This is a genomic window from Streptomyces sp. NPDC096132, from assembly GCF_044763345.1.
Classification (GTDB): Bacteria; Actinomycetota; Actinomycetes; order Streptomycetales; family Streptomycetaceae; genus Streptomyces.
Window position 1 is genome coordinate 602,565 of sequence record NZ_JBIWGA010000001.1, and the last position, 17,006, is coordinate 619,570.

Below are 17,006 nucleotides of genomic sequence, written 5' to 3' on the forward strand. Positions count from 1 at the left end.
GTGGCAGGCGCGTCCGGTCTGCGCGCGCCCCGCGTGAAAGGCGTCTCATCTGGCGGATGAATTTCCATACCGTCTGCCCAAATTGACCCCCCAGGTCTACTCTGGATCCGTGCCGGAGGACGTGGGGGGCACGCCGTTCCCTGACGGCTGGGAGCCCGACGACGACCACGACCGCGGGGTGTCGGACGAAGAGTTCGCCTCCGTGGTCTTCGACGAGGCCTTCGTACGGGCGGCCGTGGTGCACGAGCCGACCGCCGTCGAACGCCTCCTGGCCGCCGCCGAGGCGAGAGCCGAGGCCTCCGAGGCCGAGGCCCGCAGGGCCCGCGCCCGCGGCGACCACTACGACGACGCGTACGGCCCCGGCGATTTCGGCCATGATCCGGACCTCGACGAGCTGGACGACTCCGACTACCCGGAGGGGCGCTACGGCGCCTCCGGGCTGTACGGCAAACAGGTCCGCTGGCACCGCCCCGTCGCCTGGATGCTCGCCGTCGTCATGGGCGTCGGCATGGTCGCGCTGGCCTTCGCCGCGGTCTACCGGGGCGCCTCCTCGGGCAGCCGGGACCCGGTGCCGCCGCCCGCCACGACCGGCCTGGAGCAGGGGAGCGCGGCGCCGCCCTCCGCGTCCGCCGACTACTCCCAGCCACCCGTCTCGGCGGTTCCCCGCACCCCCTGAGGGGGGAGGCGGCCCGGGGGCCGTCCGGCATGGGAAGCAGGGGTCGTCCGGCGCGTCGAACCTGGTGAGAACCTGTCAGAACTTGTCGCGCAGCAGGGCGTTTACCTGGGCTCCGCGCGACCTACTCTGAAAGTATGGCCGGGCCTGGAGACCCACCGGAGGGGACACCCGAGGGCACTCCCGGAGGTGGAGAGGACGAGTACCGATCCGTCGTCTTCGACGAATCGTTCGTCCGTGCTGCCCGCCTGCAGGAGTACTCGGCCCAGGAGCGCATGGCCGACCACGCGCCTGCCGTACGCCGCCGCCCGCCCCTGCATCGGGGCCTGTCCCGGCAGGCCCTGATCCTGGTCCTGCTGATCGCCGTGGCCTTCGGCACCGCGATCTACATGGGCGTACGCAACCCGTACCAGAACTCCGCGACGCGCCGGCCCGCGGAACCCCTGCGGATGACCGTCATCCCGCTCGCCCCGCAGAGCGCCGTGCCCGGCACGGCCGACACCGAGGCGCTGTTCGCCCACAGCCCCGCCGCGCAGTTCCGCGTCGGCGCCGAGGGGATTCCGCTGCCCGCCTCCCGGCGCACCGCCCACTTCTCCGACAGCCAGGTCGTCACCGCCCTGACCACCGCCAAGGAGTACCTCGTACGCTCCTCGCTCTATCCGGAGGTGCTCACCGGGCAGCAGGTGCAGCCGGTGCGCGGGCTGATCGACGCCGGTCAGCTCGACCAGTTCGACGAGAGCTTCAGCCACCCGGCCGCCGACGGCCGGCACGCGCCGACCGGCTGGCTGGTCCGCTTCGACGCCTCCCAGGCCGAGCTGGCCGATCGCAAGATCCGTGTCCAGGGCACCCTGACGGCCGCCGAGACCGACTCCTCCACCCTGGAGGTGACCGCGGACCACACCTTCGTGTACGCCCTGCGGCCCGCCGGTGCCGACGCCAAGACCCCGGCCTCCCTCTTCACCGTCCGCCGCGAACTGCAGTTCCGCTTCGACCGTGACGACCTGCGCACCCACCAGACGCAGCTGATCGTGTCCTACGTCCAGGCGGGCCCGCTCTCCTGCGGCGAGGACTCCACCAACCAGCTGAGGCCCCTGCTGGCCGGCCAGACCGCCAAGGCGGGCGGACCGGCCGGCACCGACCCCTATGCCACGGGCAGCGCGACGGCCCTGTGCGGCTCCTTGGCGACGAACGCCCAGCCGAAGGTGTAGAGCGGGCCGGAGGGAGGGGGAGCCGTCAGTCCTCGTCCCGTCGCGGGGCGTCCGCCGGGCCGTCCGCCGGGCCGTCCGAGTCGCCGCTCGGCGAGCCGTTGGAGCGGTCGTCCGACGAAGGCGAGCTGGTGAAGCCGTCGAAGCCGCGCCGGACCCGGCCGCCGAGGCCGCCGGCCCCGCCCGCGATGTCGGTGACCAGCTTCATCAGCGGGTCCTTGGAGCTCTTCACGCTCGTCGCGTAGTGGGAGGCGGACTCACGGAAGGAGTCCGAGACCGAGGTGTCCTTGTCCTCGTCCCGACGCGGGTAGTGACCGTCCAGGATCCGCTGGTAGTCGCGGGACTCGGCCCACTTCTTCAGCTCCGCCGCCCGGACCGTGGCGAAGGGGTGCGTGCGGGGCAGGACGTTCAGGATCTTCAGCACGGAGTCGCGCAGGTCGCCGCCCGCCTCGTACTCGTCCGCCTGCTGGAGGAACGCGTCCACGTTCATCTCGTGCAGGTGGTTGCCGCCCGCCAGCTTCATCAGGCCGCGCATCGAGGCCCGCAGGTCCTGCCCGGCGAGGAGACCGGCGCGGTCGGCGGACAGCTCCGACTTGCGGAACCACTCGCGCAGCGCGGTGACGATCGCCATGATCGCGATGCTGCCCAGCGGGATCCAGGCGACCCGGACGGCGAGGTTGGTCAGGAACAGCAGGATCGTGCGGTACAGCGCGTGCCCGGACAGGGCGTGGCCGACCTCGTGGCCGATGACGGCCCGCATCTCCTCCTCGTCGAGCAGCTCGACGAGCCCGGTGGTGACCACGATGATCGGCTCGTCCAGGCCGATGCACATCGCGTTCGGCTGCGGGTCCTGGTTGACGTACATCGGCGGGACCTTCTCCAGGTCCAGGATGTAACAGGCGTCCCGCAGCATGTCGTTGAGGTGCGTGAACTGCTGGTCGGAGACCCGCACCGAGTCGGACAGGAACAGCAGCCTCAGGCTCCGCTCGGGCAGCAGCCCGCTGAGCGCCTTGAACACCGTGTCGAAACCGCTCAGCTTGCGCAGCGCCACCAGGGCGGAGCGGTCGGCCGGGTGCTCGTACGCACGCGAGGAGATTCCGGGGAACCGCTTGCGCTGCCTGCTCGGCACGTTCTCGGAGCCGTTGTTCTGGCGGCCGTCGTCGGACATGTACTCCCCCATGTGCGTCTGTGTGGCCCTCGGTTGTGCGGTCCGCCCTTTGCGGACCCTTGTGCGGCCCTTTGCGCCCCCGAAGCAGAGCCCAGCCTAGGCGGAGTTACCGTGGACGGGCACCACACCGAAGGAGTCCCGCGCCATGGAGCACCACCCCGCAGCCGCCTGGCTGACCGAGGCCGCCCAGCAGCAGGGGGCGGGGAATCTGCTCCGTGTCGTACTGATCGTGATGATCCTGGGCTGTGCGCTCACCGCGTGGTTCCTGCTGCGGGGCTACAAGCGGAAAGACGACTGAGGACGCGGCAAGGTTCCCAATGGCGGAGTCGGCGTGATCGCGACCGAGCGCCCCGCTTACGATGGGCCGACATCTTCATCCCGCCCTCACCGGATAGGTCCTGCCGACGATGAGTCTTCACAGCGCCGCTGCCCAGCTGGTCACCCTCGCCGCCGAGGGCGAGGAGCACGGTGGCAACCACGAGAGCCTGAACCCGCTGGTCACCGGCGGCGCCGCGTTCCTCATCCTGCTGCTCCTGCTGTGGGTCACCACCCGCTTCAACCGCGACCGCTGAGGCACTCCATATCCATGCCGTCCATACCGTGGCATTTCGGGCATCGGTCGTCCGGTGCCCTCAGGACGGGCCGGTAGGGTCTGCACGCATGGGAGAGCAGGACATGCCTACCGGCCCGTCGAACCCGGGCAAGCGCCGCCTGGGCGTCATGGGCGGAACGTTCGATCCGATCCACCACGGACACCTCGTGGCGGCCAGCGAGGTCGCCGCGCAGTTCCACCTGGACGAGGTCGTGTTCGTCCCGACCGGTGAGCCGTGGCAGAAGAGCCACCGCAGGGTCTCCCCGGCCGAGGACCGCTATCTGATGACGGTCATCGCGACCGCCGAGAACCCCCAGTTCTCGGTCAGCCGCATCGACATCGACCGCGGCGGCCCCACCTACACCGTGGACACCCTGCGCGACCTGCGGGCCCTCAACCCCGACACCGACCTCTTCTTCATCACCGGTGCCGACGCCCTCGGCCAGATCCTGACCTGGCGGGACAGCGAGGAACTGTTCTCCCTGGCGCACTTCATCGGGGTCACCCGGCCCGGCCACCACCTCACGGACCCCGGTCTCCCGGAGGGCGGCGTCTCCCTCGTGGAGGTTCCCGCGCTCGCCATCTCCTCGACGGACTGCCGTGCGAGAGTCGCCAAGGGCGACCCCATCTGGTACATGGTGCCGGACGGAGTCGTGCGTTACATCGACAAGCGCGAGCTGTACCGCGGCGAGTGAGCCGAGAGGGGTACCGGTGAACGACCGATACGACGCGGGGTACGGGGACGACCAGTACGAGCTCGTCGGCTACGACGAGTACGGCCGGCCGGTCTACCGGCAGGTCACGTCCTCCCAGCCGCCCCAGCAACAGGCCTACGACCCGTACGGGCAGCAGGGGCACCAGAACCCGCAGGGCTACGGGTACGACCCGTACGCCACGGGCGGCACGCAGCAGACGCCCGGCTACGACCCGTACGACACGGGCCGGCAGCCGGCCACCCCCGCGTACGACACCGGCGGCCACCAGGCCCCCACCGGCTACGACCCCTACGGCACCGGCTCCCACCCCGCCCAGGGCGGCCCGGCGACCGCCGCCCCCTACGACCCCTACGGGCAGACCGCCACCAGCGGGCAGCAGCCCCGGGTCGAGCAGCCCCGCACCGCCGAACAGACCGCCTACATCCCGCAGCAGGCCGGCCCGGCCGAGGACGAGGTGGACGGCCGAGGCGGTCCCGACTCCTCCGAGCGGCCCCAACGGGAGTACCACACCGGACAGTTCGCGTTCGTGGAGGAGCCCGACGGCGACTCCGAGGACGTCATCGACTGGCTGAACTTCACCGAGAACCGCACCGAGCGCCGCGAGGAGGCCAAGCGCCGCGCCCGCAGCCGGCTCATCGCGCTCGTCGTCGTCCTCGCCCTGGTCGCGGTCGGCGGTGTCGGCTACCTCTGGTACGCGGGGAAGCTGCCCGGCCTGTCGTCCTCCTCCGGCTCCAAGACCGAGGCCACCCCCGCGAGCGCCGCCCAGAAGCGCGACGTGGTCGTCGTCCACCTCCACAACACCTCCGGGGGCGGCACCGCCACCGCGCTGCTCGTCGACAACACCACCACCGAGCAGGGCACCACCGTCCTGCTGCCCAACTCCCTCGTCCTCACCGACGAGGACGGCACCACGACGACCCTCGCCAAGTCCGTCGACGACGACGGCTCCGCGGGCACCCGGGACGCCCTGGACACCGTCCTCGGCACCGACATCGAGGGCACCTGGCGCCTGGACACCCCCTACCTGCAGAACCTCGTCGACCTCGTCGGCAACATCGAGGTCGACACCGACACCGACGTCCCCGACCCGGCCGCCAAGAAGAAGGGCCAGGCCCCCCTCGTCAACAAGGGCAAGGACCAGACCCTCAGCGGCAAGATGGCCGTCGCCTACGCCACCTACCGCGCCTCCGGCGAGGCCCAGAACGCCCAGCTGGAGCGGTTCGGCCAGGTCATGCAGGGCGTCCTGCGCAAGATCTCCTCCGACGCGTCGGCGGCGACGACCACCGTGCAGACCCTCGCCCAGATCCTCGACCCCTCCCTCACCGACAAGGACCTCGGCACCTTCCTCGCCAAGCTCTCCGACCTCGCCAAGGGCGGCGACTACAAGACCGCCCTGCTGCCCGTCCAGGCCGACGGCACGCTCAGCGCCCAGGCCGGCGCCGACGTCGTCAAGGACGTCCTCGGCGGCACCGCGAAGAGCCCCGACAAGGACGCGGCCGTCAGCGTCTCCGTCCAGAACGCCGGCGGCACCAAGGCCGACACCGAGGACGCGCGCGTGGTCCTCCTCAACGGCGGCTTCACCTTCCTGGACGGCGGCACGGCGTCGAGCACGCAGGGCACCTCCCAGGTGCTCTACACGGACGACGCCGGCAAGGAGAACGCCACCGAGGTCGCCAAGACCCTGGGCCTGCCCACCAGCGCCGTGAAGAAGGGCAAGGTCGCCGGGAACGCCGACGTGGCGGTGGTGCTCGGACAGGACTACGAACCCTCGTCGTCGTAGCCGGGGCCCGGTGATCCCTGAATCACGTGGGGTGCCGTCGGCGGTCCGTGAGACCCTTGAGGGCAAACGACCGCCGACGGAAAGCCACGTAGTGACCGCCACCGACCGCTCCATCGAGCTCATCACCACCGCCGCCCAGGCGGCCGCCGACAAGCTCGCGCACGACATCATCGCCTACGACGTCAGCGACGTGCTGTCGATCACGGACGCCTTCCTGCTGGCCTCCGCACCCAACGACCGTCAGGTCAAGTCGATCGTCGACGAGATCGAGGAGCGGCTCCAGAAGGAGCTCGGCGCCAAGCCGGTGCGCCGCGAGGGCGACCGCGAGGCCCGCTGGGTCCTGCTCGACTACGTCGACATCGTCGTCCACGTCCAGCACAGCGAGGAGCGCGTCTTCTACGCCCTGGAGCGGCTGTGGAAGGACTGCCCGGAGCTGGAGCTGCCCGAGGACGCGCGGGCCACCAAGGGCAAGGCCGCGGAGTACGCCAAGCTGCGGGCCGAGGAGGACGACACCGCCGGGTTCGGGGAGCTGCGGTGAGCGCCCCCGCCCAGCCCGCAGGGGGCCGGCCGGGGCGGGGCCGCCGCGTCATCCTCTGGCGGCACGGCCAGACCGCCTGGAACGTGGAGCGCCGCTTCCAGGGCACCACGGACGTCGAGCTGACCGAGACCGGCGTGGCCCAGGCCCGCCGCGCAGCCCGGCTGCTCGCCTCCCTCAAGCCCGACGCCATCGTCGCCTCCGACCTCTCGCGCGCCGCGGACACGGCCGCCGAGCTGGCCGCGCTCACCGGCCTGGAGATCACCCACGACGAGGCCCTGCGCGAGACCTACGCGGGTGTGTGGCAGGGGCTGACGCACGAGGAGATCGTCGCCCGGCACGGCGAGGAGTACGCGGCGTGGAAGCGCGGCGAGCCCGTCCGCCGAGGCGGCGGCGAACTGGAGACCGAGGTCGCCGACCGCGCCGCGCCCGTCGTGCTGCGGCACGCCGAGAAGCTCCCCGAGGACGGCACCCTCGTCGTCGTCAGCCACGGCGGCACGATCCGCACCACCATCGGCCGTCTCCTCGGCCTGGAGGCGCACAACTGGGAGAGCCTCGGCGGCCTCTCCAACTGCTGCTGGTCCGTCCTCGGCGAGGGCGCCCGAGGCTGGCGCCTGCTCGAGCACAACGCCGGCACCCTGCCGGAACCGGTGCTCGGCGACGACGACTGAGCCGATTTCACTTTCTGGCAGGTCGCAGGCTAAAGTTCTTCTTGTTCGGCCCGCGGAGCGGGAAGAGCAGCGGGGCTATAGCTCAGTTGGTAGAGCGCCTGCATGGCATGCAGGAGGTCAGGAGTTCAATTCTCCTTAGCTCCACAGTTTCACGAAGATCCCGTCCCTGTGGGGGCGGGATTTTTCATTGCTCCTCCGGTGTGTAGACCACGATCCGGCACTCGGGCATCCCGTCGATCGACAGCGACGTGGACGTCATCCGCAACTCGCCCCCCGCCGGATTCCGGAAGATCTTCACCCGCCGCCCCGGCTCCGCCACGTCACCGGTCCTCCACAGCCGCGTGAAGAGCGGGCTCGCCGCGGACAACTCGCGTATGAACTCCTCCCACGACGGCTCCCCGGCATGCAGCCCGTACGCCGCCCGCAGGGTCGCCACCATCATGGGAAGCTCCAACTCGCGGCACAGCACCGGGCAGTCCTCCTCACGCACCGTGAACAGCCGCCACAGCGCGTTGAGCGGCGCCCGCGAGGCGGTGTCCGCCGGGGTGAAGAACAGGTGCCGGTAGACGGCGTTCGCGGCGAGGATGTCGTACCGCGAGTTGTAGACGACCGCCGGACGAGGGGCGAGCGCGTCGAGAATGCCCTCGATCTCCGGGCTCATGCTCCGCACCCGCACCAGGGCCTCCGGCTCCGGGGCGTACGGCACCTCCGCCAGGTGATACAGATGCTCCCGCTCCGGGGCGTCCAGCCGCAGGGTGCGCGCCACGGCGTCCAGGACCTGCGCCGAGGCGTTGATCGGCCGTCCCTGCTCCAGCCAGGTGTACCAGGTGATCCCCACCCCGGAGAGCTGGGCCACCTCCTCGCGCCGCAGCCCCGGTGTGCGGCGCCGCAGCCCCGGTGGCATACCGACGTCGGCCGGAGTCACCCGGGCCCGCCTGCTGCGCAGAAAGGCGGCCAGCTCCGGCCGGCGCCGGTGCGCCGCCCCCGTACGCGCTTGTGTGCCCATCGTCACGCCCCCCATGGTCGATGCCCCACCCGTCCCCTGCCAGGTGCTGTCAGTACCAGCATCGGTGGGCTCTCGGCACCCGTACCGAAGCGTCGTCAGGCTCGACGGCATGACGACGACACCCCGGACGAGCCCGGGTCCCGCCCCCGCTCCACGCCCTGATCCCAGTAAAGACCCCGCCACTGACAACCGGCCCCGGCTGCTCCTGGCGGTCGTGCTGGCGGCCCAGTTCATGGCACTGCTCGACGTCTTCATCGTGAACGTCGCGGCCCCCACGATCGGTTCCGACCTGCACGCCTCCGGCGCCGACCTCCAACTGGTCGTCGCCGGCTACGCCATCACCTACTCCGTCCTGCTGATCACCGGCGCCCGGCTCGGCGACCGGTTCGGCCCCGGCCGGGTCCACCTCGTCGGTCTCGCCCTGTTCACCGCCGCCTCGCTCGCCTGCGGGCTGGCCCGCGGCAGCACCGAGCTGATCGTCTTCCGGCTGGTGCAGGGGGCCGGGTCGGCGGTGATGATCCCGCAGGTGCTCAGCCTCATCCAGCGCACCTTCACCGGCGAGGCCCGGGTGCGGGCGCTCGGCGCCTACGCGGCGGTCCTCGCCGTCGGCGCGGCGGCCGGGCAGGTGGTGGGCGGCGTCCTGGTCAGCGCCGACCTGCTGGGCACCGGCTGGCGTCCGGTGTTCCTGGTGAACGTGCCGGTGGGTCTCGTTCTGCTGGCCGCCGGACGGCGGGTCCTGACGGGCCACGGGGGAGCGGTGCGAGGGGCGCGCGAAGAGGCGCGCGGCCTGGACGTGCCCGGGCTCGTGCTGCTGGGCGCCGCCGTCTCCCTGGTGACGCTGCCGCTCGTGCTCGGGCAGGAGGAGGACTGGCCGCTGTGGTCGTGGCTGTCCCTGGCCGCCGGCGCGCTCCTGCTGGCCTTGTTCTGCGGTTACGAGGCGCGGCTGGCCCGGCGCGGCGGCGCCCCGCTGATCGCTCCCCGGGTCCTGCGCCACCCCGGCATGGCCCTCGCCGTCCTGCGCATCGCGGCCGTCATGGCGGTCAACGGCGGCTTCCTGTTCCTGGTGACCCTGCACGTCCAGGGCGGCCTCGGCTACAGCGCGCTGCGCGCCGGTCTCACCTTCGCGCCGACCGCGGTCGTCTTCGGCGCGGTCGGTCTGACCTGGCGCCGGTGGCCCGCGTCCTGGCAACGGGCCCTGGCCCCGGCCGGGTTCACGCTCACCGCGCTGTCGGTGGCAGGCGTGGGGCTGGCCTTCGAGGGCGGTGACGGAGGGGGCGCGTGGCTGTACGCGGCCTACCTCGGTGTGGGTGCCGGTCTCTCGCTCGCCTTCAGCCCCACGCTCACCCGGGCGCTGGCCGCGGTGCGGCCCGAGGACGCGGCGGACGCCAGCGGGTTGCTCGCCACGGTCACCCAGCTCGGCCAGCTCGTCGGGGTGGCGGTCTTCGGCACACTGTTCTTCGAGCGGCTTGAGTCACTTGGGGCTCCGGAGGCGTATACCTCTTCGGAAGCGCTTCTCACATGCATGTTCGCGCTCGCTGCGACAGCCGCGCTGGGTGCCGTGTCCGGACTGGTACTAAGGCGTCGCTGACCGTATTGGCCCGGCCGTGGCAGAATCAAACGGCCGGAAGGGGGCGCGGCCCGACGGGAGGGAGTAGCGATGCCTGCGAGCATCCTCGGAGAGGTCGGCCACCTCTCCGAAGCGGCGTTGACACGGGACAAGGCCACCCGGCTCAGCTGCCCTTCCTGCGGTTCCGCGTTCGTGGCCCAAGTCCTCGGGGACAACGGCGGGATCTCCTACGTGTGCACGGCCTGCGGCCACAGCTGGAGCTGATCGATGGGTGCACACAGGCGGAAGTGCGACTGGTGCGGCAGTGGCACCCCGATCGTCCGCGACATGGAACCGGTGAACCCCGACTACCAGTACTGGTGCGAGGAATGCGCGCGGGCGCTGATCATAAAAGGCGACCCGATCGAGACGTACCGCGAGCTGGAGGGCGAGCCGATCTACGGCCGGCTCCTCGAGGAGCACTGCACGCTCAAGCGGTTCTATTCGTTCGTCACCGCTTGACCTGAGCTGCTTGACCTGAGCTTTTCGGCGTCAAGTTCCGTCCAAAACGGACAGAACGGAAACGATTTGGTGGTCCACCCCCTGGACCGTGTAATGTTGGCGTCGCCGCCGGGGAAACCCGGACGGACGCCGCAAGGGGCTATAGCTCAGTTGGTAGAGCGCCTGCATGGCATGCAGGAGGTCAGGAGTTCAATTCTCCTTAGCTCCACAAGCAAGATCCCGCCGGATCGGATTCGATCCCGGTGGGATCTTTTTTTGTCGCATTGCGCGCGTGCCGTAATGCCGAAGGGGCCGCCTGCGAAACAGGCGGCCCCTTCCGGGTGTGGGGGCGGTCAGCGGCCGAGGGCGCGGCGGCCGCGGCCCTGGGAGAGGACCGGGAGGTTGCGCGAGGGGGCCTGCGCGCGGGTGTCCTCCTCGAGGCGCAGGGCGAGGGCCGGGCAGCGGCGTACCGCGCGCAGCGCCTTCGCCTCGGCGTAGCGCGGCACCTTCGCCTGCGCGACGGTGGGGAAGCCGTCGGCGCCGAGCTGGAAGACCTCCGGGAGGATGTCCGCGCACAGTCCGTGGCCGCGGCACAGCGTCCAGTCGACGAAGATCTTCTGACGGCTGTCACCGGTGTCCTGGGAGCCTGCGCCGCTCGTGATGGCCGCCGGGGCCATTCCTTCCTCGAAGAGCGGGAGAACGCCCTCCACGGGCCTTCCGCAGCCGTTTCCGAGGACGTGGGCCGCGAGGTCGTCGGTGAACGCCTTGATGGTCGACTCGAGGAACATCGCGGAGCCGTCGGGGTGCGAGCACGCACCGCGCCGCTTGACGTTCTTGGCGACCTGCTTGAGGGCCTCCAGGGCGGCCGGGCCGCCGCCGTTGATGATGTCCTCCATGCCGCGCGCGGCGGCCGGCAGGCCGAGGTAGCAGGGACCGCACTGTCCCGCGCTCTCGTCCGCCAGCCACTGCGCCACGCGCAGCGACTCGCCCAGCGGGCAGGTCTCCTGACTGATCGGCAGGATCGCGCCGGCGCCGAGGGCACCGCCCACCGCGTCCAGCGAGTTGCGGGAGACGACCGCCTCGTTGACCGTCGCCGCGTCGATCCACTTGCCGTGGTAGCCGCCGGTCAGCACGCCCTGGGGGACCGGCGGGGCGCCGGCCAGCTGAAGGACGTAGCGCAGCGGGACGCCGGTGGGGACCTCGATCACCATGGGGCGGGCGACCGCGCCGGAGACGGTCAGCATGACGGTGCCGGGCTCGTCGTAGAGGCCGGTGTTGCCGTAGCGCTCCGGGCCGATGCGGGCGGCGATGGCGAGTTGGGCGAACGTCTCGGCGTTGGACAGCAGGGTCGGCGCGCCGCCGACTCCGCTCTGGGAGGCGCTGGTCTTGCGGCCGGGCGGGATCGCCGGGCCGCCGTCGATGGAGCGGATCAGCGACGCGGCCGCGCCGGTGACCATGCGGATCGGGTTGCGCTGGACGAACGCCTTCAGCGCCGAGCGGCGGCCGTTGCTCAGGCCGCGCTCCGCCAGGGCGGCCTCCATGGACCGCTCCGTCGACTCCCGGGTGACCCCCACCACGAGCGTGCGGGCACCCAGCGCCTCGGCGACCAGCAGAGCGCCGTCCAGGATGAGGTGCGGGGCACGGTTGATCAGCACCGTGTCCTTGCGGCAGGCGGGTTCGTCCTCACTGCCGTTGATGACCACGACCGGCCGTACGCCCCGCTTGATCGCCGCGTCGGCGACCGAACGCAGCTTCTTGTGGAACGGGAAGCCCGCGCCGCCGCGGCCCTTGAGGTTGATGCGCTCGGAGAGTTGCGCGAGCTTCTCTCCGCCCATGGGTTCAAGCGGCCCGTGCACCTTCAGGTGCATGGGCAGATCGAGTCTCTCGACAAGGTCGAAGCCCGACGTGAGCTGCGGAAGGCCGACCACGCGGACTTCTGGGACGTCGGGCAGGGCCTCGTTCACCTATAGCCTCCGGAAGGCGTGTTCCAAGGTTCGCCCGAACCCGGATTGTCGAAGGACGCTCCGGGTGATGGTGCATTGGCGGGACCGCTGTTGTACGTGTCGTTCGAGTTGTACGTGCCGTACTGGGTGTTCGTCTCACCGGTGTTGTACACATCACCTCCGCCGGGTCCGCCGTTGCCCGAATTGCCATAGACCGGGATGTTGAATCCCGTGTCCTGCATCGGGTCGTAGGCCGACGGGGGTGCCTCGCCGACCGGCGGCGGGGACGGGATCGGCCAGCTGCCGGAGGTGCTGCCGGGGCCGTCCATGCGTGGCATCGCCTCGGTGGCCTGCATGTCGAACGGCATGTTCATCCGCCCGGTCTGGTCGGCCGCGCCGTACGGCTGCTGCTGGCCCGGCGTGTTGACGGCGCGGTAGGCGGCCGCGAAGCCGTTCGAGGAGTCCGCGCCGGCGGGCGTGCCGAACAGGGACGAGGTCTGCGGGTTCATTCCCGTGGAGCCCATCGCGTCGGCCGCGGAGGACCGGGACGGCCGGGAGGGGCGGCTCTCGTAGCCGGGCAGGCCGGACTCCGCCACGCGCGCGCGTGACGCCTCCAGGCCTTCCATGCCGTAGCGGTCCTGCGCGCCCAGCATGCCGGTGAGCTGGTCGGCGATGTTGCGCTTGACCGGGCGCGGGGCGGCGCGCAGCGCGAGGGCGGCCATGACGCCCAGCAGGCACAGGCTGTACATGATCACGAAGATCGGCTTGGCCTGGCGACCCGCGTAGAGTCCGTGCACGAGCGCGGCGCACCAGGCCGGATAGGCCAGCATGTGCATGGCCCGCCAGCGGGCGGCGACCTCGGCGGGGGCGGCGAAGTGGTTGCGCAGGGCGCCGGTGATGCCGACGAAGATCATCAGCATGCCGGCCAGGGAGCCGAGGCCGACCAGGAAGCCGATGCCCGTGATTCCGCCGGAGAACGGGATGAGCGCGGCGAGGACCGTGGCGTGTTCCAGGTTGATCTTCGTGATGACGTGGATCAGCAGGAAGCCGATCGAGGCGACCGCCGTGGTCCGGTGGATTCCCTGGCCGATGATCCGCTGGCGTGTGTTGAGGAAGATCCGGTCCTGGGCCACCAGGCCCCAGATCACCGAGCAGCTGAGCGAGACGAGCGACAGTACGCCCGCGCCGAAGTTCAGGAACTCGCGGAGCCGGTCGCCGCCGGACAGCACGATCACGGGTATGGCGACCAGGACGACAGCCGAGACCACGCCGTAGGCCGACCGGCCCGGCTTGGGGATCGAGCTGTTACTGGAAAGAGGGTTCATGGGGGCAACTCCGAGCAGTTTCGGGAAAGCGGTCCCGCTGCCGAACTCTAAGTGGCTCCATACCGATGGGTACGAGGTTTGAGTTATTGCGTTGTTATCAAGAGATGATCAGGGCGGGACGTTGTCCCCTTAGTGGCTGTTACGCGAAGTAATCCTTGACCTTTGTTCAACTTCGGCCGGGTGTGCCCGGTGTCCGTAGGTCATACGTAAGTCCGTCGCAGCTTGCTCAAGCCCTGCGGTACCCTAGCGCCATGCGTGCCGTACGCCTTCTGCTTAGCGAGCCGCGCTGATCAGTCCCGAACGCCGGTGGACCGGACGGTTCGGAATCGGCGCGGCGTCCCCTCCTGTGCGAGGGGATTTTTCGTTTCCAGGCAAGTCGCAGCCGCTGGCAGAGACGATCGATGGAGCTTTGAGGATCATGAGCGAGACGAACCCCGCTGCCGCCACTGGCATGTCGGCGGATGCCGCGCCGAACCGCTACACGGCGGCTATGGCCGCCGAGATCGAGGCACGCTGGCAGGACTTCTGGGACGCCGAGGGCACCTACGCCGCTCCCAACCCCAAGGGCGACCTGGCGGGCGACCCCGCGGTCGTCGCCCGGCCCAAGAAGTTCATCATGGACATGTTCCCGTACCCCTCCGGTGCGGGCCTGCACGTCGGCCACCCCCTGGGCTACATCGCGACCGACGTCTTCGCGCGCTTCCAGCGCATGACCGGCCACAACGTCCTGCACACCCTGGGCTTCGACGCCTTCGGCCTGCCCGCCGAGCAGTACGCCGTGCAGACCGGCACGCACCCGCGTGTCTCCACCGAGGCCAACATCGAGAACATGAAGGCCCAGCTGCGCCGGCTGGGCCTGGGCCACGACAAGCGCCGGTCGTTCGCCACGATCGACCCGGACTACTACAAGTGGACCCAGTGGATCTTCCTGCAGATCTTCAACTCCTGGTACGACGACGAGGCGGCGAAGGCCCGTCCGATCTCCGAGCTGATCGCACAGTTCGAGTCCGGTGAGCGTGCCGTACCGGGCTCCACGCGCGCGTGGAGCGAGCTGAGCGCCGCCGAGCGCGCCGACGTCCTGGGCGAGTACCGCCTGGCGTACGCCTCCGAGGCGCCGGTCAACTGGTGCCCCGGCCTGGGCACCGTGCTGGCCAACGAGGAGGTCACCGCCGACGGCCGCTCCGAGCGCGGCAACTACCCGGTCTTCAAGGCCAAGCTGCGCCAGTGGAACATGCGCATCACGGCCTACGCCGACCGTCTGCTGGACGACCTGGAGGCGCTGGACTGGCCCGAGGCCATCAAGCTGCAGCAGCGCAACTGGATCGGCCGCTCCGAGGGCGCCCGCGTCGACTTCCCCATCGACGGCGAGCACATCACCGTCTTCACCACCCGCCCGGACACCCTGTTCGGCGCGACCTACATGGTCCTGGCCCCCGAGCACCCCCTGGTCGACAAGTTCGTCCCGGCCGCCTGGCCCGAGGGCACCCACCAGGTGTGGACCGGCGGACACGCGAACCCGGCCGAGGCCGTCGCCGCCTACCGCGCGCAGGCCGCCTCCAAGTCCGACGTCGAGCGGCAGGCCGAGGCCAAGGACAAGACCGGCGTCTTCACCGGCGCGTACGCCACCAACCCGGTCAACGGCGACCGCGTCCCGGTCTTCATCGCCGACTACGTCCTGATGGGCTACGGCACCGGCGCGATCATGGCCGTCCCGGCGGGCGACCAGCGCGACTTCGAGTTCGCGCGCGCCTTCGAGCTGCCGATCCACTGCATCGTCGAGCCCACCGACGGCCGCGGCACCGACACCGCGACCTGGGAGGACGCCTTCGGGTCGTACGACGCGAAGATCATCAACTCCGCCAACGACGAGGTCTCCCTGGACGGTCTGCCCGTCGTCGAGGCCAAGGCCCGCATCACCGAGTGGCTGTCCGGCAAGGGCATCGGCGAGGGCACGGTCAACTTCCGGCTGCGCGACTGGCTGTTCAGCCGCCAGCGCTACTGGGGCGAGCCCTTCCCGATCGTCTACGACGAGGACGGCATCGCCCACCCGCTGCCCGAGTCGATGCTGCCGCTGGAGCTGCCCGAGGTCGAGGACTACTCGCCGCGCACCTTCGACCCGGACGACGCGAACACGTCCCCGGAGACCCCGCTGTCCCGCAACGAGGACTGGGTCCACGTCACCCTGGACCTGGGCGACGGGCCGAAGCGCTACCGCCGCGAGACCAACACCATGCCCAACTGGGCCGGCTCCTGCTGGTACGAGCTGCGCTACCTGGACCCGCACAACAGCGAGCAACTGGTCGACCCGGAGATCGAGCAGTACTGGATGGGCCCGCGTGAGGGCCGGCCGCACGGCGGTGTCGACCTGTACGTCGGCGGCGCCGAGCACGCCGTGCTGCACCTGCTGTACGCGCGCTTCTGGTCCAAGGTCCTGTTCGACCTGGGGCACGTCTCCTCCGCGGAGCCGTTCCACAAGCTGTTCAACCAGGGCATGATCCAGGCCTACGTCTACCGCGACAGCCGGGGCATCGCGGTGCCGGCCGCCGAGGTGGAGGAGCGCGACGGCGCCTGGTTCTACCAGGGCGAGAAGGTCAGCCGCCTGCTGGGCAAGATGGGCAAGTCCCTGAAGAACGCGGTGACTCCGGACGAGATCTGCGCCGAGTACGGCGCCGACACCCTGCGTCTGTACGAGATGGCGATGGGCCCGCTGGACGTCTCCCGCCCCTGGGACACCCGTGCCGTGGTGGGCCAGTACCGCCTGCTGCAGCGGCTGTGGCGCAACATCGTCGACGAGACCACCGGCGCGGTGACCGTCGTCGACGTCGAGGACGCCGACATCGACGTGGACACCCTGCGGGCGCTGCACAAGGCGATCGACGGTGTGCGCCAGGACCTGGAGGGCCTGCGCTTCAACACCGCCATCGCCAAGATCACCGAGCTGAACAACCACCTGACCAAGGCGGGCGGGGCGCTGCCGCGCACGGTCGCCGAGGACCTGGTGCTGCTGGTCGCCCCGCTGGCCCCGCACATCGCCGAGGAGCTGTGGCACCGGCTGGGCCACACGGACTCGGTCGTCCACCAGGACCTGCCGGTCGCCGACCCCGCCTACGTGGTGGACGAGTGCGTGACCTGCGTCGTCCAGATCAAGGGCAAGGTCAAGGCCCGTCTGGAGGTGTCCCCGGCGATCTCCGACGAGGAGCTGGAGAAGGTGGCCCTGGCCGACGAGAGCGTCGTCAAGGCGCTGGACGGCGCGGGGATCCGCAAGGTGATCGTGCGGGCGCCGAAGCTGGTGAACATCGTTCCGGCGTGACGCCGTCCGGGGCTGGCTGAGGCTGTCCCCTAGGG

General features: G+C 70.6%; 16 protein-coding genes and 2 tRNA genes. 14 read left to right on the forward strand and 4 right to left on the reverse strand.

Annotated elements, in window-relative coordinates; translation table 11 throughout:
• Window positions 1–82: 82 nt before the first annotated feature.
• Together ACIRF9_RS02515 and ACIRF9_RS02520 are read left to right on the forward strand one after the other, a co-directional pair.
• Window positions 83–676, forward strand: coding sequence for a hypothetical protein (locus tag ACIRF9_RS02515; RefSeq protein ID WP_403815077.1), 594 nt, complete (start codon window positions 83–85; stop codon window positions 674–676).
• Window positions 677–810: 134 nt separating this feature from the next.
• The gene (locus ACIRF9_RS02520) at window positions 811–1,881 is read left to right on the forward strand and encodes a hypothetical protein (protein WP_403815079.1); all 1,071 of its coding nucleotides are present in this window, start codon (window positions 811–813) and stop codon (window positions 1,879–1,881) included.
• Window positions 1,882–1,906: 25 nt separating this feature from the next.
• On the opposite strand, the gene ACIRF9_RS02525 is transcribed toward ACIRF9_RS02520, so the two are convergent.
• Window positions 1,907–3,046, reverse strand: coding sequence for a M48 family metallopeptidase (locus tag ACIRF9_RS02525; RefSeq protein WP_403816090.1), 1,140 nt, complete (start codon window positions 3,044–3,046; stop codon window positions 1,907–1,909).
• Window positions 3,047–3,191: 145 nt separating this feature from the next.
• On the opposite strand from ACIRF9_RS02525, the gene ACIRF9_RS02530 reads away from it, so the two are divergent.
• The 7 genes from ACIRF9_RS02530 to ACIRF9_RS02560 all read left to right on the forward strand — a co-directional run bounded on the left by ACIRF9_RS02530 (window position 3,192) and on the right by ACIRF9_RS02560 (window position 7,484).
• Window positions 3,192–3,344, forward strand: coding sequence for a hypothetical protein (locus tag ACIRF9_RS02530; RefSeq protein WP_403815082.1), 153 nt, complete (start codon window positions 3,192–3,194; stop codon window positions 3,342–3,344).
• Between the two features lie 109 nt (window positions 3,345–3,453).
• The gene (locus ACIRF9_RS02535; RefSeq protein ID WP_403815085.1) at window positions 3,454–3,618 is read left to right on the forward strand and encodes a hypothetical protein; all 165 of its coding nucleotides are present in this window, start codon (window positions 3,454–3,456) and stop codon (window positions 3,616–3,618) included.
• Window positions 3,619–3,706: 88 nt separating this feature from the next.
• Window positions 3,707–4,333 carry a nicotinate-nucleotide adenylyltransferase gene (gene nadD / locus ACIRF9_RS02540; protein WP_403815088.1) on the forward strand — a complete coding sequence of 209 codons (627 nt, stop codon included), beginning with the start codon at window positions 3,707–3,709 and terminating at the stop codon, window positions 4,331–4,333.
• A 16-nt stretch (window positions 4,334–4,349) separates the two neighbouring features.
• Window positions 4,350–6,134 (forward strand): LytR C-terminal domain-containing protein, encoded by a 1,785-nt coding sequence (locus tag ACIRF9_RS02545; RefSeq protein WP_403815091.1) that lies wholly within the window; start codon window positions 4,350–4,352, stop codon window positions 6,132–6,134.
• Between the two features lie 91 nt (window positions 6,135–6,225).
• On the forward strand, window positions 6,226–6,672 hold the full coding sequence (gene rsfS, locus ACIRF9_RS02550) for a ribosome silencing factor (protein ID WP_403815094.1): 447 nt from the start codon (window positions 6,226–6,228) through the stop codon (window positions 6,670–6,672).
• A complete protein-coding gene (locus ACIRF9_RS02555) occupies window positions 6,669–7,340 on the forward strand; it encodes a histidine phosphatase family protein (RefSeq protein ID WP_403815097.1) in 672 nt (223 codons plus the stop codon). Before rsfS ends, ACIRF9_RS02555 begins: the two co-directional genes overlap by 4 nt.
• A gap of 71 nt (window positions 7,341–7,411) precedes the next feature.
• Window positions 7,412–7,484: transfer RNA gene (locus tag ACIRF9_RS02560), tRNA-Ala, on the forward strand.
• Between the two features lie 40 nt (window positions 7,485–7,524).
• Here ACIRF9_RS02560 and ACIRF9_RS02565 read toward each other — a convergent pair.
• Window positions 7,525–8,346, reverse strand: a complete 822-nt coding sequence (locus ACIRF9_RS02565; protein WP_403815100.1) for a helix-turn-helix transcriptional regulator — start codon at window positions 8,344–8,346, stop codon at window positions 7,525–7,527.
• A 109-nt stretch (window positions 8,347–8,455) separates the two neighbouring features.
• Between ACIRF9_RS02565 and ACIRF9_RS02570 the strand changes: the two genes are divergently transcribed.
• From ACIRF9_RS02570 to ACIRF9_RS02585, 4 genes are all read left to right on the forward strand, one after another.
• Window positions 8,456–9,934 carry an MFS transporter gene (locus tag ACIRF9_RS02570; protein WP_403815103.1) on the forward strand — a complete coding sequence of 493 codons (1,479 nt, stop codon included), beginning with the start codon at window positions 8,456–8,458 and terminating at the stop codon, window positions 9,932–9,934.
• A gap of 69 nt (window positions 9,935–10,003) precedes the next feature.
• A complete protein-coding gene (locus ACIRF9_RS02575) occupies window positions 10,004–10,177 on the forward strand; it encodes a hypothetical protein (protein WP_390655338.1) in 174 nt (57 codons plus the stop codon).
• Between the two features lie 3 nt (window positions 10,178–10,180).
• Window positions 10,181–10,414, forward strand: a complete 234-nt coding sequence (locus tag ACIRF9_RS02580; protein ID WP_003976229.1) for a hypothetical protein — start codon at window positions 10,181–10,183, stop codon at window positions 10,412–10,414.
• A 135-nt stretch (window positions 10,415–10,549) separates the two neighbouring features.
• Window positions 10,550–10,622, forward strand: a tRNA-Ala gene (locus ACIRF9_RS02585).
• Between the two features lie 124 nt (window positions 10,623–10,746).
• Here ACIRF9_RS02585 and ACIRF9_RS02590 read toward each other — a convergent pair.
• Together ACIRF9_RS02590 and ACIRF9_RS02595 are read right to left on the reverse strand one after the other, a co-directional pair.
• Window positions 10,747–12,357 (reverse strand): NADH-ubiquinone oxidoreductase-F iron-sulfur binding region domain-containing protein, encoded by a 1,611-nt coding sequence (locus ACIRF9_RS02590; protein ID WP_403815106.1) that lies wholly within the window; start codon window positions 12,355–12,357, stop codon window positions 10,747–10,749.
• Window positions 12,354–13,661 (reverse strand): cytochrome b/b6 domain-containing protein, encoded by a 1,308-nt coding sequence (locus ACIRF9_RS02595; RefSeq protein ID WP_403815109.1) that lies wholly within the window; start codon window positions 13,659–13,661, stop codon window positions 12,354–12,356. Before ACIRF9_RS02595 ends, ACIRF9_RS02590 begins: the two co-directional genes overlap by 4 nt.
• Before the next feature lie 418 nt (window positions 13,662–14,079).
• Between ACIRF9_RS02595 and leuS the strand changes: the two genes are divergently transcribed.
• Complete coding sequence (gene leuS / locus ACIRF9_RS02600) at window positions 14,080–16,971, forward strand: leucine--tRNA ligase (protein ID WP_403815111.1); 2,892 nt, start codon at window positions 14,080–14,082, stop codon at window positions 16,969–16,971.
• Window positions 16,972–17,006: the final 35 nt, after the last annotated feature.